We start from the raw sequence: 14,928 nt of genomic DNA on the forward strand, positions 1-14,928 counted from the left end.
ATCCGAAAAAGAGGGCGTCGGAAAGATATATAAAATTCACGAAGGAAGCGAATTTATAAACAAACCATTCAACTGAACCAAACTCAAAAAATATGACGGTGCTGAAGTTTTGAGCTCTCCTCTCGAATTCTCACGCAGTTCACTTTGACAAAGAACACAAAGTTCTTCTGCACGTGTTATTCCTACATAGTGAAGGTTCATTTCCTGTTGTAAGTCAGGGTATTGCGGAGGATCATTCCAATCGCCTGTATATCTTCGGTAAGGGAAGTTCCACTCTTCCAATCCGAAGTGAAGCACAACTTTGAACTCTAATCCTTTCGACTTGTGCAATGTCATGATTTGCACTTCTTCACGATTTATTGGTTTGTATGACTTTAGTGCTAAGTCATCCAACAGTATTTCAGCGAATACTTCTAACTCTCCAGACTTTACCTCCAAGTCAAACAAAGTTATGAGCTCGCTTGCAATAGTAACTAGCCGTGTATGGTCTTCCTCTTGCTTCAGCATACGAACTTGCTCTCTCGCATAGCTACTTTTACGACGAATATTGGGTGAGCTATTCCTAGCAAACTTATCGCATATTTCCTGTGCGCTAACAATTTTGCCGTACTTATACTCAATTAAAGCTGTCAAAAAATCAGAAGCGGTTGTGCCAATCGCGTTTAGCTTGTCATCGACGTACAACCTATTTGGCACCTCTAGATTCTCAGACACTAATTTTAAAATTCTTTCCGTTTTTGCCAATATGGCAATATCTGAAGCTTTTTCTACTTTAAATTTTTTCCCAGCGATCCATTCGCTTATTAAATCCGAGACTGTAGAAGCGCATGTCGGTAACCATCCCTCCATCACTAACCGAACGACGCGTAGATCACCCTCTTCATGTTCCACCAAGTTACAAGTAGGTCTTTTTAGGCGGCTGGCATAGTTAACGATCGAAGGATGACTCCGATGATTCAAATCAATCTCAAAGTGCTTGAAACCAGAACCTTCACGCGTCAATTCCTCAAGTAGCTTGGGGTCACCTCCCCTAAAACCATATATCGATTGATCGTTATCACCAACTGCTATACCAACTAATCCTAGTTCGACGAGTTCAAGAAACAGCTCGTGCTGAGCAAGTGAGCTATCCTGATATTCGTCAACAAATACATGTGTATATCTGGCCTTTATGTATCTCCTTGCTCCCTCAGAGTTTTTCAATACAAACAATGCGAGTCCCGAAAAGGAGCTCATCCAAAGCACATTTTGTTCGTAAAGAGAATTAAATCCCCCATCATTCATTACATCTTCAAGAGTTGGGGCCTGATAATTCTGACTTAGTTGTGAGAGGTGATCTTCAGTCAGTTTCTTAACTATCTCGCAACCTGCAACTTGTCCTCCCCATAATCTTTCTAAAAAAGGGGCTATCAATTCACTGAAGCAAAAACTATCTATGGTGCCAAAGAAACTGGCTTTTGTATCATGCCCGTTTGCTTCGCATTTCTGTCTAAGCTCTGTGCTCGCCTTATTGGTAAAAGATATACCGATAACACCTTTATAACTTGGAAGCATTGGAGTCAAAGCACGCACTTTCTCTTTAACAACTGTTGTTTTACCGCTACCAGGACAGGCAGTTATTACGGCACTACCATCCTGATAATCGACAGCGTTTTTTTGTTGTTCGGTTAGCTTCAAAATAGTCATTCCTGAACAGTCTTAATCAATGCTAATAATGGTTTAGCAATGTTACTGTTAGCTAAATCACTCATATTTCCGCGTAACGCGATCACTAATTCTCGCATTCTAACTGCTTTCTTATCTTGCAAATAGTTTATAGCGGCAGCGGCAGATGTCTTATTAAGTGCTTTCAAAGTTGGCTGACTGAATTCACTCACTAAGTCTGTTTCAAGGTCTACTCTAGATAGAAACACATCATATGTTTCAAGTTGTTCACTAACAACTTGCCAGTCAGGTTCGGGCATGTCACAAGGAGTTAACTTAACTTCAGAATGCTCCCACTTTTCTTCATTGATAATTGTCAAGCATCTATTGACACCTGCATATTGCCAGAGCTCCTTGTTTGGCACTTTCGAAATGTCGTTGTCAGTCCTCATTACGACAGGAATATCCAATCCTTCTAAAATATCGATGAACACCCTAAAATCGACTCCATCAACCGAGAGTATCGATAAATTTAGAAAATCTAAGTCATAGCCAAGTCCCTCTGCGAGTGCGTGATAAAAAATAACCTCTGATGGCCCTTCAACCAACAACACTCCGTTAGAAAAAAACGTCTCTGCTGGGATGATGCTCATACGATAACCCATCCCGTCCCATGCTTCGCTAATCCGCTCTGAACAACCATCATCAGCAGCCCATGTTTCTCCATCCTCAACATAGAGCCTTACAATTGAGTCAGGACTAAAACCCTCAGCAATCTGTGGAGAGTGAGTAGTTATGATCGTCTGGCCGCTTAACTCTTCTACAAGATAATTGGCTAATTTCCTTTGCTGATGAGGGTGCAAATGAGCTTCAGGTTCTTCGATCACATAGAACACCACACTATCATTTTCAGCATTTTCTCGGCTACTCCGAGATTTCCATAATGCCAGTAGTATCTGGTTGTTCCTTCCATCCCCCCCAAGGAGAACGTCGGAACCATTAGTATTCGCTCCCAGTTGCAACTTCTCAATGAAGTCACCCACCTGTATAGCTCCAGTATCTAATTGAACCTCATAATCACTATTGTGGTGTGCAAGCTTTTTAAGCTCTACATTTACGTCATTCGTTGCGGCTTCTACATATTTCAGAGCTGATACTTTCTTGTTCAAGGACTTCAAGTCGCTACTTATCTCAGCCATTAGAGCTTCATCACATTCAGCTTCATCTTTTAGTAAAGACTGTTGGGCATGCTTCAATAATTGTTTCTTTTCTCTTTGTATGAATTTATCTAAATCCCTTTTTGACTGAACATACTTCAAGTTCATACATTTTAGGTACTTGCTCCGAGGGAAGTCATCAAGTGACTCCATAGATTCACCCATTAAGATTCTTGGTTCAAGGTTATCTCTACTTGCTCGATACTGTAGATAAACTTCTCCATTGTCACTCACACACCCTTTCAAGGTAGAGAGCACCGATTCCTCTACCACCTCGTCAAACTTAATGGTAATAGCAAGCTCTGTGCTTATAGCTTCTTTGCCGATATGAAAATCCAACTCGGACGCTTCAACATCAGCCTCAGAGAAGCTTCTATCAAGTAGAAGCCTAAGAGCATGAAGCATGTTTGATTTGCCTACATCATTTGCTCCGATTACGAGGGTTTTCTCGTTGAAGTTAATATCGGTATCTTCGTAATTACGAAAACCCTGTAAATGCATGTTTGAAATTTTCAATCGTTCACCTTACATCCAATCTAAACTGTCACAACACCAAACAGATACGCAATCAGGCGCTGAGCAACAAAACTCGAAAAAGAATATCAAAAGGTATAAAGTGGAGTAAAAACAAAGATCACAAAACCAACGCGAACTGCGCAGTATATAAGCACCCATAAGGATTATTTTGGTTCATCACTCCAATTGGTGCTTTGGAATTCATCAAGTTCTGGGATTTCTTGCCATGCATGAACATATAAAGAAACGAATAGTAAAAGATCTGATAGAAGAAATTGGGAATCTCGATGACCGAGATATAGAGCTTGTTGGTAACAATTTCATAGCGGTTAGCGAAGGTCAACCGATGATACATCACGGCCTTAACAAAGATTATAAACCCGCCAACTACACTGTAGACTCCTTTTCGGACGATTTTACAGTGGTAGGCGAATATAGCACGGACAAAAACTACTTCACTCATAAAGGGACAGCTAAGTCCCCTACTTTTGAAAAGATCGAAAATGATGTAAACCACGCCGTCAATCATGCAGCGAAATGTGTGCTCAAAAAGATATATCTAATAACTAATCAAGAAGAACCAAACTATTTTAGAAAGAAGTTCAACACCACTGATCTTGCAAAGCGCCATTCGCACCTCATATCATTTATCGATGCTAGAAGGCTCTCCATAGGCATTTACGAACAATCAATTAGTAACCCCAACATCGCGGATTTCTACAAGCAATTCTTCCCTTTATTCTCTTTAAATCTAGATAACTATGAATATTATGGAAAGTTGCCACACCTTTGCCAAGGGCACATTCGGGATGACGCCGTCTTAGATAAAATTATAACTCATGTAACTCAGAAAAATCCGATATGTGTTCTCTCTGGTCTTAGTGGTACGGGAAAGACTCAAACAGCAATTGATTTTGTACACAAGTGTACAGAGGACTTCCAAAACTATGTGTGGATAATAGGTGACGACTGGTCTGAAAACAAACCGTTGAGTAGCGTTCAGCGCTCAAGGGGAGGAGCACCTGTAAACATTGCTGGACTATTTAACTCCACAAAAACAATCTTAATAATTGATAGTTTAGAACGAGTTATAGATGAAACCGCCTTTAATGAATTAGCTGAGGGATTCAAGAAAGGTAGTATTGTTTTGGTTACATCGCAGCTAACACAACCTTTGTCAGATATATACCTTCCGATCCCGCAGTTCTCCCTGCAAGTTGCATATGCGATTTTGGGGGAGTCTTTTCCAACATCTACATCAGATTGTGAAAAGTTTGTATCCAAATGTCGTTTTTCACCTTTGATATTGTCCATGGCAAGAAAACTTGCAGAGAATGAAGGCATAAGTAAATCAGATATTTATACAGAGATACTACAAGATCCAGAACTGATCGATGACGATAGTGGTAAATCTATAATTAAGAAAATCTTATCAAGACTAGAACCTAAGACACTTAAGTCACTGACCAAAATTTCTAATTCAGGGCAAAACACTCACGAAATACAATTTCTAAAAAATTACATAGGGTTTCTCAACCTGAATACCCTACAAAAACTTTCTTTGCTTGTACCGACCAAAGTGCCTGGTGTATTGAAAGTTCACGATCTAGTCGCTCAGTCGGTGATTGAATCCATCGATATAAGCGGGATAGCCAAAGATGTTGAAGATTTTGTGGCTAAGTTTAAGGGTGATATGACTCCCAGTGTCATTCGTCAAATACATCTATGCTTTAAACCTTTATACCAAGAGCATATAAAGAGAGGGCCCCGCTCCCCTGACTGGCTTCACTATTCGATACTTCAGTGTGAAAGTGATAGAAAAACAGAACTCTATGATGGCTTACACCAATTGCCTTTAACATCATTGACTAGATTGGATTTACCTTACCTAAAATGTGTTATTGATGCGAAGGAAATTCATTCCTATACAATTTTCGACAAAGCTGAGCGGACGAGCTTTTACAAGACCTGTGCAACTTCTTATGCCAAGTTAATAGAAACGACCTCCGATGAAGACTTACGAGCTGAGCTTCTTCACCATCAAGGGAAAGCCCTTCGCAGATGTGGAGAACTAGATGAAGCGTTAGCATCATTTACTAAACTACTAGCATTAAAACCTGATTGGCACGCAACTCATGGTCAAATAGCTCATCTAGGTAGCCAGCGAGAGGCTAGACCAGAAATTAAACGAGTAGGTGAAGAGTCAATGCGCATTTTAATTCAGGAAATGCTTAATGACTCCGCCTCTGTTCCACTACGAGTATCCTTAGCAACTATCGCACGCCTGAGATCTTATTTGAATGTGAAGAATGATGTCAATTCCCAGAAAGACTCCGTAAGAAAGCTCGCCAATATAATTGCACTATCAGCACTTGAAGGGCTTGACCAATTTTATGAAGGGTTTGTTTCATTTACCTCTTGTTTTGGATACAACCACAGTGAGCAATCGCTGTACATCGCTGAGCTCGTTCCAGAGATAACCGTTGTTTCTCCTGTTCAAATTGATGAAAGGCAATGGTTGAGCGCCTGCGAAGCTTTTACCAATGCTGCTATTGAAGCTGATCGGGCGAACAAAATATCTATGCAAGAAACTTTAAACGAAGCTAGCCTGCGTTTTGCTGATGCATTAAGTAATTACCCTACGCTAACCTCATTTACAGCTAGAGGGATCGCAAAAGCTTACACCTCTGCTAATGTTCCCAAAAAAGCGATAAAAACTATAAACAGGATAGACGAAAACGAAAGAAACCACTGGCTTCTATATGAGCTTGCAAAAGCTTACCTTGAAGATGAACAGAATGAGTCAGCATTAAGAACCGCGAAGGAGTGCTTTAATCAAGCATCCAAAGATCGAAATGGGATAAGTCGAATATCTATTTACCATGAACTATTGAGTAAATGCTACGAGCAATGCGGTTCCCCAGTGAAGGCATGGCAGCACTGTAAGAGAGCATTAAAAAAATGTTCAAATCCAAAATACAGAGAAGCTATCGATAATCGGCTAAAAACATTAACAACAGTATAGGGTGCTCATAAAATGACAAACTAAAGCAACTTTGTTCTTAACAATCAGCTTGTTTTGTAAAAGACGATTGATGGTGGTGAACTCTCGGGCACATAGCTCCAAAAAGCCTAATAGATATGTACCACCTCTATTCGTTACAGTCTCATCAGGATATGCCAAGCATTAAAGCAATTTTACTATGTACAGAGAAGATAATAGAAAAAACCTCATTTAATGATGCAATAACAAGATTAGGTAGAAAAACCATAGTTGCTATAAAGGCATAAACAACCCAGTTCTTAATCTGGTTCTTCTTTTTTTCAAGCAAGGCCGTATTTCGAAATCTTTCAAGTGCTAGCGCCTGGTTATCTATCTCTTCTTGCTTCCTACCCTGCACACGCTGAAGTCTTTGTTCAGATGAGTCAACTTCACTCTTTAACCTTTGAATTCTGGCCCTCTCGGAGTTCAACTCATTCGAAAATAACTTTACTTTTGAATCAGACTCATCAATTTGTTGCTCCAAGAGACTTTTCTCTTCATGGAAATCGCTGATTAATTTACGCACTACTTTATGGTGTACCCTTGTAGATATTGGATTGACGATAAGAGTTACGTAAATCCCTTTTTCAAAGTATGAAATGAGGTCATTGATATGCTTTTCTACTAGTTCGGGGCCCCATAAGCGCTCCTCTGGCCAATCAGGCCTTTCAGCGGGGAACTGACGAAACGTATCATTCTTTATGAATAATTCGAGTACTGGTATATTGTGAAACATGAAGTCTTCTATCTTGTAAGATTCACAACCGTGCTTGTACTTAACTTCGATAGCCAGCTTGCCCCCCCATTGATCATACATTTCATGATCTTCTTCAAAAGTACAAAGAACATCAGGGTAGTACGTCGCGCTATTGGGTAAGTTCAAATAAGGCTCTTTCCGTATAGAGGTGAAGTCAAATTCCAAAGGCTTATGTTTACAGTCACCAACAAATATGAATTTCATGTTCTGCATTCTTGAAAGAGCCTCGACTGCACACTTATGAGTCATCGACTCGTCATAACCTCTATCAATACCCAACTCAGATTCACCTTTACTGTAACGCTCGAACTGTTTATTTACTGTATGAACTTTAAGCCGATATCTATCATCTGGGTTAGGATGCAAGCTCATATAGTGCCTTTTCTTGTGCAGTTTGCGATTGTCTTTGGCTATTCGTATAGCCTTCTCTATACTAACAAGGCTATGCTCTCCTGAAATGTCATCTTCTTGGTAATAGCCCACGCTACCATCTTCAGAATACAGCTTTACATACGCATTCTTTGGTCTAACACTTTTTAATGACATGACACCCCCAAGACACTGTATACATAAACAGTACCCATATATGTTTCAATTTCAATACTAGGTTTCATTGATGAAACAAATACATGAATCCAATCTCAAATTTTAGAATCCATAGTGATACAACTATCCATAACAACCCAAAAGATAGAGGAGTTTCGTATTCTGAGCTGTTTATATACTGCTTGTGTGGTGGAAATTCACAGTTCGTAAAGTGCGGTTCGCAAAGTACGGTTCGGGTTTTACGAACTGAACAATCACTCTAAGTGAGAGAGTTCTATTGAAGAGGAAGTTTTCAACTTAGTTAACCAAACCTGATGGCTTCATTTGCCATTAAGCGGTAGGAGTTTGCAACTTGGTTATTTTTGAGAAGTATTCCAGATGGCTGATTTAGAAAGCTAGCTAGTTTCCATCTTAGTTATCTGTGATCACCAGGTGATCACAGATAACCAAGTTGGAAACTAACTTGAATAACAAAAGGCGAACCGTTTGGTTCGCCTTTCTGTTTTGCGTTATATGGATCCTTATTTCCCACAAATAATTATTGGCATATGCCATAAATGGGATGTACAGTGGTGGTGTTCCTCAGTCAAAAGGAGAACCCTATGTTATTTGCCATTCCTAGTCGCGAATTGTCTCTTTCCAATCACTTTGCCAAAGCTCCACAGATAGTACTTTGGGATAGTCAAAGCCTAACTGAACGTATGATCGAGCTCCCCGAGTCTTCAAACTGCTGTGGTCACAAGAAGTTTTGGATTAAGACATTGCAAGACAACCAAGTGGATGCTGTCGTTGTTCGCTCTATAGGCACTAATATGCTAAACACCTTGTTAAAGCTGAATGTGGCAGTGCTAAGTGCGCCGCGCGGTTTTGATATAACTAACTTTGATCAAAGTCTGTTAACTCCAGTGACAAACCTCGGCTTTGCACGACCATCACCTAATAGCAAAAAACACGGCTGCGCAACGCACTCTGACTCGCATCGATTACAACGCCCTTCTTATAATGGCGAGCTTAAGGCCCACAAGCTTTCACCAACAACGATGAAGCATCTGACAAAAGCCTTCGAACGCGCCACCCTACCTGAGAAAAAGAGATGACCTATATACTGTGTTTTTTAGTGTTTTTAGGCGTGATAGTGTTGATGGCAGTCGGTGTCATTCTGCAACGAAAAACCCTACAAGGCAGTTGTGGCGGGCTCGCAACGCTCAAGATAGAAAGAGAGTGCAATTGCGTGAGCACATGTGATGAGCACTCGTATCGGCTATATCAAATTCAAGAGCCGAAAGACAGAACTATGATTCGCGACTGATCATGATCGCCTGACCAAGAACAAGGCTTTGAGCAACTTTGGCTCGTGCACGTTTGACGATATTGCCAAACGTCTGTCTAGAGACCCCCATACGAGTCGCGGCTTCAAGCTGACTTAACGCTTCAAGATCGGCTAAGCGTATCGCTTCAAGTTCATCTGCGAGTAGATTGATCTGATTGAGTTTCGACAGTGGCACCCCGTTGGGTTTGAAGCACTCATACGGCGCGGTTCCGCATATATTTCGCTCTTTCTTTGGTCGAGCCATGTTCTCTAATCCAGTGGTATTTTATGTCTATCCAGATCCCAGAAAATCACCAACACTGTTCGGTGTGCTGTCAGCCTTTTTTTAACCGTCACACTGTCATTGACTTTACTTTAACGTCGGATGGAGGGGTTGAAGGTAAAATTGTACCAACAGAAAAAGTGCAAGGCTATCAAGATGTCATGCAAGGCGGTTTAATCACCACTCTGCACGACTCAGCCATGACACATTGTTTGTTTGCTCAAAACATTCACGCCATGACGGCACAGTTAAATGTACGTTTTCTTAAACCCATCCCGCTCAACTCTGTTGTTTGGGTTAAGGCCCGCTGCCTAAACAGTAAGCAGAGGATGCACACACTACAAAGCGACATCTTTGTTGATGGAGTTTGTCACTCTCGAGCGGAGGCGAAATTCATGCAAAGTTTCGACGCGAAATAACGCTCAAACTCCGCGAGGAGAAAGCAAGTGATGCTGAGATTGGTTACACTGATGGGGTGCTATAAACATAAGGACTCCCTTTGCTGACCAACCAAACACTGACTCTTGCTTCAGCCAATCTGTTTAACTTTGTTGAGCCGCCCAACGCATTTTATCAGTTTGATAATATCTATGAACGGGAGCAGTGGCTTGACAAATGCCATTGGACCGAGCAACAACTTACAACGCTCAATGCGGATATTATCGGCCTGCAAGAAGTGTTTAGTATTGAGGCCGCCAAGTCACTGATGAACCAAATGGGTTACCCCTATTTCGCTACCGTCGACACTCCCATGGTGGAGGATGAGTACATTTTCTCACTCCCGGTGGTTGCTGTTGCGTCACGCTATCCATTTAAGCGGGTCAGAGCCGTTCAACCTTGTCCGTCAATTAGCCAAAGCTATCAGGTGATACCGCCCGCTTTTAGCCGCCAGCCGATTTTTTGCATCATCGATGTGCCCATTATTGGCGAAGTCAGTATTTATGTATGCCATTTAAAATCTCAGCGGGCAACGGAGAGCATCAAGATTGAAGATGAACAGCCATTAGTCGGTAAGTGGTTGTCGGCTCAGCAGCGAGGTTGGGAAGCGGTGATGTTACGACTATTTATGCAGCAGCAATACCAACAAAAGCCAATGCCGACCGCACTAATGGGCGATTTCAATCAATGCTTGAGCAGTGATACGCTTGCCCCTCTGGTTAGCCCAATCGAGTCGGACGATGAGGCACTGACGTTGACCGATTGCTGGGATTTGCAAACTTCAGTGCCGACCCATCGCCCCGCTACTCATTACCATTTTAGTACCGGCAACGTACTTGACTACATTTTGCTTTCACAGGAGTTTCAGACAAACTCTTGCCAATCTCTTGCCGACGTAATTGACGTAAATACGCTGGATCAACACCTGATCAATCCTAACTATGAACAAGACAAAAATGCCAGCGATCATGCGTTTATCTCTGCGACTTTGCGCTTCGTGTTATAACGCAACAGGCCGTGTTAAAACACGGCCTGTCTATGGATTAATCTCGCTTACCGATTATGACGGCTGTTGAAGTTTGGCCTTTGCCTGTTCCACTTTAGCGAAATCCAGCCCTAGTTCTTCAACCGCTTGTTTGATCAAGGCTGGGTTTTGCATCACTTGCCCCATCAAAAGTTGCAGCTTGTCTTGTGGGAGACCAAGTTGGCTGATGGTCGCCATCGCCGCCAATGGATTTTCCGTCAAGGTTTGAAACAGTTGGTTGATTTGTTCATCGCTAATATTGTTCTCTTTCAACATTGCAATAATTGGGTTCATCGGGTTACCTATTTGGCTCAGTAAAACATGACGGGAAGTCTAGCACTGGCGCAGACCAATTTGTAGTCTGTTCAGCTCTAGCGCATTCGACGAATGGGTAGTGTACAGACCAGGGGCTTTACTAGGTAGCGAGCAAACTCAATTGACTTGTTTTATCCATTTCCTTACTGGCAACCCATTACGACATCCTTTATCCTGCCTGGCGAATAACGACTATTATCAAGGCGATACCATGCTTAACCAACTGTATCTTCAGATCCCCGTCGGGGTTCGATTTATGCTGCTCTCTGCATTAGGGTTTGCGTTGATGTCGGCCTGCGTTAAATATGTCAGTCACTATGGTATTCCGGTGTTTGAAATCGTGGCGGCGCGCGCTTTGGTGTCACTGATCATTAGCTATCTCGATGTCAAACGAAAACGACTCTCTCCATGGGGCAACAATAAACCCTTACTGCTTGTGCGCGGTGTTATCGGCACCTTTGCTCTAATGTGTGTCTACTACTCGGTCACCACACTACCACTCGCAGAGGCGACGATCTTACAATACGTCCACCCTGTGTTTACTGCCTTACTGGGGCTGATGTTTCTTAAAGAGCGCATTCAAACTTCCACCGTCATCTGCATCGTTTTTTGCTTGGCAGGGCTTGGCTTTATGATTCAACCGAGCCTAAACAGTGGGATTGAGTATCAACTCCCGTTATTTAGCGTCACGACCGCTTTGTTTGGAGCGCTTGGCAGTTCGATTGCTTACGTGATTGTGCGCAAACTAAGCCAAACCGAAGACAGCTCGGTGATCATCATGTATTTTCCACTTATCGCTCTGCCAGTGTCCTTGCTGCTCATTTGGGATAACTTCATTTGGCCAAGCCTCTACCTGACGCTGTTACTCGTCTTAGTGGGTATCTTTACCCAAGTTGGCCAGTACGGATTGACCAAGGCCATGCAGACCCAAGCGGCGGGTAAAGCCTCTGCCTATTCCTATGTTCAAATCGTTTTTTCCGCGTTGCTTGGCGTTTGGATCTTCGATGAAGTTCCTTCCATATGGACCTTCCTAGGCGGGAGCCTGATCGTCACTGGAGCATTAATTAATGTCTTTGGTCAAAAGTTGGTAAAACCTTTCCAACGTGGGTAACAAATCACAACATATTGCTCATTGGGCAACGTGTTTTTGCTTATGCTAGGTAAAATCTTGCTCAACCAATCGCAACGAAAAACGTAAACAATTGATAAATTTAGATTTTATAATTAGGCATAACAATTGCCCTTTAGTAAGCACATTCACATGTTAAACAAACACACTAAAGGAAAGGATTGCTATGCCAACTCCATGTTATATCTCTATCGAAGGTGAAACTCAGGGTCTAATTACTGCGGGCGCATGTACTGCTGATTCTATCGGTGACTCATTTGTAGAAGGTCATGAAGATGAAATGCTGGTTCAAAAGTTTGACCACGTTGTAACCGTTCCAACTGACCCACAATCTGGTCAGCCTTCAGGCCAACGTGTTCACAAGCCATTTCAGTTCACTGTTTCGCTCAACCATACCGCTTGTTTGTCCGCATTACACCTGTATAAGCCGTCGAGCTAAACAGGTTGAGGTTTCATTTAAAACTAAAACTAGAGGTGCGATACAGCATCTGGTCATTGATGCCACTGGTCTCAAGGTTTATGGTGAAGGTGAATAGAAAGTCAAGAAGCACGGTACTGACGGGAAGCGTAGAGTATGGAGAAAGCTGCATTTAGCAGTCGACACCAGTACTCACGAGATAGTAGCAGCAGAACTGAGTTTATCTAATGTCACTGATGCAGAAGTCCTTCCTAATTTGCTTAAGCAAACACGTCGACGAATCATCGAGATATCTGGAGATGGTGCTTACGACACAAGGAATTGCCATGATACCATACGGTTGAAGCAAGCAGTTCCGCTTATCCCACCAAGAGAAGGGGCAGCCTTCTGGGAACAAGGACACCCTCGCAATTTAGCAGTAGTTTGCCAAAAGCTCTATGGCTCCAACAAGAAGTGGAAAAAGCGGTATGGTTATCACAAGCGTTCGCTCTCTGAAACAGCCATGTATCGTGTGAAGCAGTTGCTAGGCGGGAGGTCAAGCCTTAGAAACTACAATGCTCAGGTAGGTGAAACCTACGCCATGATTAAAGCGCTGAATAAGCTTACAGGGCTTGGTATGCCTGAAAGTCGGTACATTGTTTAAGAACGCGCGGTTTGGTTTTCCGTCCGAATTACGCAACAAAGCCACGACTATGTTGCGATAGATCTTGATACCGACATTTGTAAAAAGTTTGCAAAGTAAAAATGTTTTTTGTTGCTGTGGGCTGATTGTGTTTGATTTAACCAACTCCAATCAGCTTACAGCCAAATAGTGCACTGGGGGTTAGGTCCTCCGTTTGTCACCACTACACAACCACTTCCATATTCGACTCTTCCATACATTTAGAACGCGTCTAAAAAGTTATAACCCACACAAACAATAGGATAGGTGCGTCGAACTCTCCTAGCTGCGTATTTCTCCGGCACTTTGCCCGCCAACTAACCATTAATGACTATACTATCATTAAACTTTGTAATGAATTGTCGTCACCTCTAGGCAAGCAGTAAGCAGTGATGCCGTTTCGAAACCTTAGCGTGAGGGAACCGCGTGATTAAGCTGCTTTTCTATTCTCATGATAGCTATGGCCTAGGCAACATTCGCCGAATGATTGCCATTGCCGAGTATTTGATCGAGCAGCATAGTAATGTCACGGTTTTGCTGATCACTGGCTCAACCATGTTGCATGCTTTTCGAACCAACCACGCGCTTGATTACGTTAAGCTTCCTTGTTTAGGCCGCGACCAACTGGGACAGTATCGCCCGAAGCTGGACAGTTTTAGTCATTGCCGAGAGCTTATTGCACTACGAGGGCAGATGATCCAACAAGTCCTCCAGCACTATCAGCCCGACCTGTTTTTAGTTGACAAAAAGCCGATAGGATTAGGCAACGAGTTAAGTAGAAGCTTTCAGTATTTACAAAGTTGTTCCAAACGCCCACGGCTTGTATTGCTGCTACGAGACATTTTGGACAGCGCCAAAGTGACATCGCGTATCTGGCGTAAGAACCACTATTTCACCTTTATCGACAAGCACTATGATCAAGTGCTGATAGCCGGGCAACAGAGCGTGTTTGATGCCACCCGCCACTACCAGTTTCCAAACAACATTCGTGAAAAAACCAGCTACCTAGGCTATTTGCAAAGACCGATTCCAACACAAGATGTTGATAAAACCGAACGGCCAGATACAAACATTAAACGTGTGCTGGTGACGGTGGGTGGAGGAAACGACGGAGTGTCGGTCATTACTCACTATCTTCAAGGTCTTGCTCAATCTGAGTATCGCAGCAACATCCACAGCACGGTGATCTGCGGCCCTGAAATGTCGGCGCGTGATATTGAGAATTTGTTCCAGCTAGCAGCTCCATTAAGCAATGTGACCATGCTGCAATTTAGTGATGAATTAACCTCCTATATCGCTAACTCAGACTTAATCGTCTCAATGGGCGGGTACAACACGGTGTGTGAGATTCTTTCAGCGGGAAAACCTGCCCTAATCATACCAAGAACCACGCCCTGCACTGAACAACTGATACGGGCCCAGAGTATGAGTCGTTTGAAACTATTTGACTATATTCATCCCGAGCAAGTAAGTGGCAAAGCGTTGATGGAAAAGGTCGCCGACATGCTAAATCGCTTGGGGAATTCGACTTACCATCAAAAGATTCGATTAGATGGAATGGAAAATATCAGCCAATGGATTCTGAGTCTTGCCAGCTCTAGGCGGCTCACCCACTGAATGGGACTGGC

At 42.6% G+C, this 14,928-nt stretch carries 12 protein-coding genes and 2 pseudogenes; 9 read left to right on the forward strand and 5 right to left on the reverse strand.

The features are described from left to right. Positions 1-36: 36 nt before the first annotated feature. Positions 37-1,677 (reverse strand): UvrD-helicase domain-containing protein, encoded by a 1,641-nt coding sequence (locus FCU94_RS16355; protein ID WP_217906486.1) that lies wholly within the window; start codon positions 1,675-1,677, stop codon positions 37-39. Positions 1,678-1,682: 5 nt separating this feature from the next. Further along, positions 1,683-3,377 (reverse strand): ATP-dependent nuclease, encoded by a 1,695-nt coding sequence (locus FCU94_RS16360; RefSeq protein WP_176289543.1) that lies wholly within the window; start codon positions 3,375-3,377, stop codon positions 1,683-1,685. A gap of 226 nt (positions 3,378-3,603) precedes the next feature. Here FCU94_RS16360 and FCU94_RS16365 point away from each other — a divergent pair, with 226 nt between their 5' ends. Then, on the forward strand, positions 3,604-6,402 hold the full coding sequence (locus FCU94_RS16365) for a tetratricopeptide repeat protein (RefSeq protein WP_176289544.1): 2,799 nt from the start codon (positions 3,604-3,606) through the stop codon (positions 6,400-6,402). 145 nt (positions 6,403-6,547) lie between these two features. On the opposite strand, the gene FCU94_RS16370 is transcribed toward FCU94_RS16365, so the two are convergent. Further along, positions 6,548-7,723, reverse strand: coding sequence for a hypothetical protein (locus FCU94_RS16370; RefSeq protein WP_176289545.1), 1,176 nt, complete (start codon positions 7,721-7,723; stop codon positions 6,548-6,550). Positions 7,724-8,325: 602 nt separating this feature from the next. Here FCU94_RS16370 and FCU94_RS16375 point away from each other — a divergent pair. Further along, positions 8,326-8,820 (forward strand): NifB/NifX family molybdenum-iron cluster-binding protein, encoded by a 495-nt coding sequence (locus tag FCU94_RS16375; RefSeq protein WP_176289546.1) that lies wholly within the window; start codon positions 8,326-8,328, stop codon positions 8,818-8,820. Continuing rightward, on the forward strand, positions 8,817-9,032 hold the full coding sequence (nqrM, locus tag FCU94_RS16380; RefSeq protein WP_176289547.1) for a (Na+)-NQR maturation NqrM: 216 nt from the start codon (positions 8,817-8,819) through the stop codon (positions 9,030-9,032). The genes FCU94_RS16375 and nqrM overlap by 4 nt, the downstream gene beginning before the upstream one ends. Here nqrM and FCU94_RS16385 read toward each other — a convergent pair. Continuing rightward, entirely contained in the window at positions 9,016-9,297 is a 282-nt protein-coding gene (locus FCU94_RS16385; RefSeq protein WP_176289548.1) for a DUF134 domain-containing protein, read from the reverse strand. The genes nqrM and FCU94_RS16385 overlap by 17 nt on opposite strands. Before the next feature lie 23 nt (positions 9,298-9,320). Between FCU94_RS16385 and FCU94_RS16390 the strand changes: the two genes are divergently transcribed. Together FCU94_RS16390 and FCU94_RS16395 are read left to right on the forward strand one after the other, a co-directional pair. After that, complete coding sequence (locus FCU94_RS16390) at positions 9,321-9,734, forward strand: PaaI family thioesterase (protein WP_176289549.1); 414 nt, start codon at positions 9,321-9,323, stop codon at positions 9,732-9,734. An 80-nt stretch (positions 9,735-9,814) separates the two neighbouring features. Continuing rightward, on the forward strand, positions 9,815-10,759 hold the full coding sequence (locus FCU94_RS16395) for an endonuclease/exonuclease/phosphatase family protein (RefSeq protein ID WP_176289550.1): 945 nt from the start codon (positions 9,815-9,817) through the stop codon (positions 10,757-10,759). Between the two features lie 54 nt (positions 10,760-10,813). On the opposite strand, the gene FCU94_RS16400 is transcribed toward FCU94_RS16395, so the two are convergent. Then, on the reverse strand, positions 10,814-11,071 hold the full coding sequence (locus tag FCU94_RS16400; protein ID WP_176289551.1) for a DUF2999 family protein: 258 nt from the start codon (positions 11,069-11,071) through the stop codon (positions 10,814-10,816). Between the two features lie 277 nt (positions 11,072-11,348). Here FCU94_RS16400 and FCU94_RS16405 point away from each other — a divergent pair, with 277 nt between their 5' ends. The 4 genes and pseudogenes from FCU94_RS16405 (at position 11,349) to FCU94_RS16420 (ending at position 14,917) form a co-directional block, all read left to right on the forward strand. Then, positions 11,349-12,203, forward strand: coding sequence for a DMT family transporter (locus FCU94_RS16405; RefSeq protein ID WP_176290066.1), 855 nt, complete (start codon positions 11,349-11,351; stop codon positions 12,201-12,203). Between the two features lie 184 nt (positions 12,204-12,387). Next, positions 12,388-12,612, forward strand: a pseudogene (tssD, locus tag FCU94_RS16410) (type VI secretion system tube protein TssD); the annotation flags it as partial. Positions 12,613-12,616: 4 nt separating this feature from the next. Then, positions 12,617-13,282, forward strand: a pseudogene (locus FCU94_RS16415) (IS5 family transposase); the annotation flags it as partial. Between the two features lie 444 nt (positions 13,283-13,726). Beyond that, entirely contained in the window at positions 13,727-14,917 is a 1,191-nt protein-coding gene (locus FCU94_RS16420; RefSeq protein ID WP_176289552.1) for a glycosyltransferase family protein, read from the forward strand. The last annotated feature ends 11 nt before the right edge of the window (positions 14,918-14,928 follow it).

The organism is Vibrio sp. JPW-9-11-11 (genome assembly GCF_013369335.1).
Taxonomy (GTDB): Bacteria; Pseudomonadota; Gammaproteobacteria; order Enterobacterales; family Vibrionaceae; genus Vibrio.

Bases quoted from the DNA above. Each gene is read 5' to 3' on its own strand.
- FCU94_RS16390 (WP_176289549.1), top strand. From the start codon at position 9,321: ATGTCTATCCAGATCCCAGAAAATCACCAACACTGTTCGGTGTGCTGT.
- nqrM (WP_176289547.1), top strand. From the start codon at position 8,817: ATGACCTATATACTGTGTTTTTTAGTGTTTTTAGGCGTGATAGTGTTG.
- FCU94_RS16405 (WP_176290066.1), top strand. From the start codon at position 11,349: ATGCTGCTCTCTGCATTAGGGTTTGCGTTGATGTCGGCCTGCGTTAAA.
- FCU94_RS16375 (WP_176289546.1), top strand. From the start codon at position 8,326: ATGTTATTTGCCATTCCTAGTCGCGAATTGTCTCTTTCCAATCACTTT.
- FCU94_RS16400 (WP_176289551.1), bottom strand. From the start codon at position 11,071: ATGAACCCAATTATTGCAATGTTGAAAGAGAACAATATTAGCGATGAA.
- FCU94_RS16370 (WP_176289545.1), bottom strand. From the start codon at position 7,723: ATGTCATTAAAAAGTGTTAGACCAAAGAATGCGTATGTAAAGCTGTAT.
- FCU94_RS16365 (WP_176289544.1), top strand. From the start codon at position 3,604: ATGCATGAACATATAAAGAAACGAATAGTAAAAGATCTGATAGAAGAA.
- FCU94_RS16385 (WP_176289548.1), bottom strand. From the start codon at position 9,297: ATGGCTCGACCAAAGAAAGAGCGAAATATATGCGGAACCGCGCCGTAT.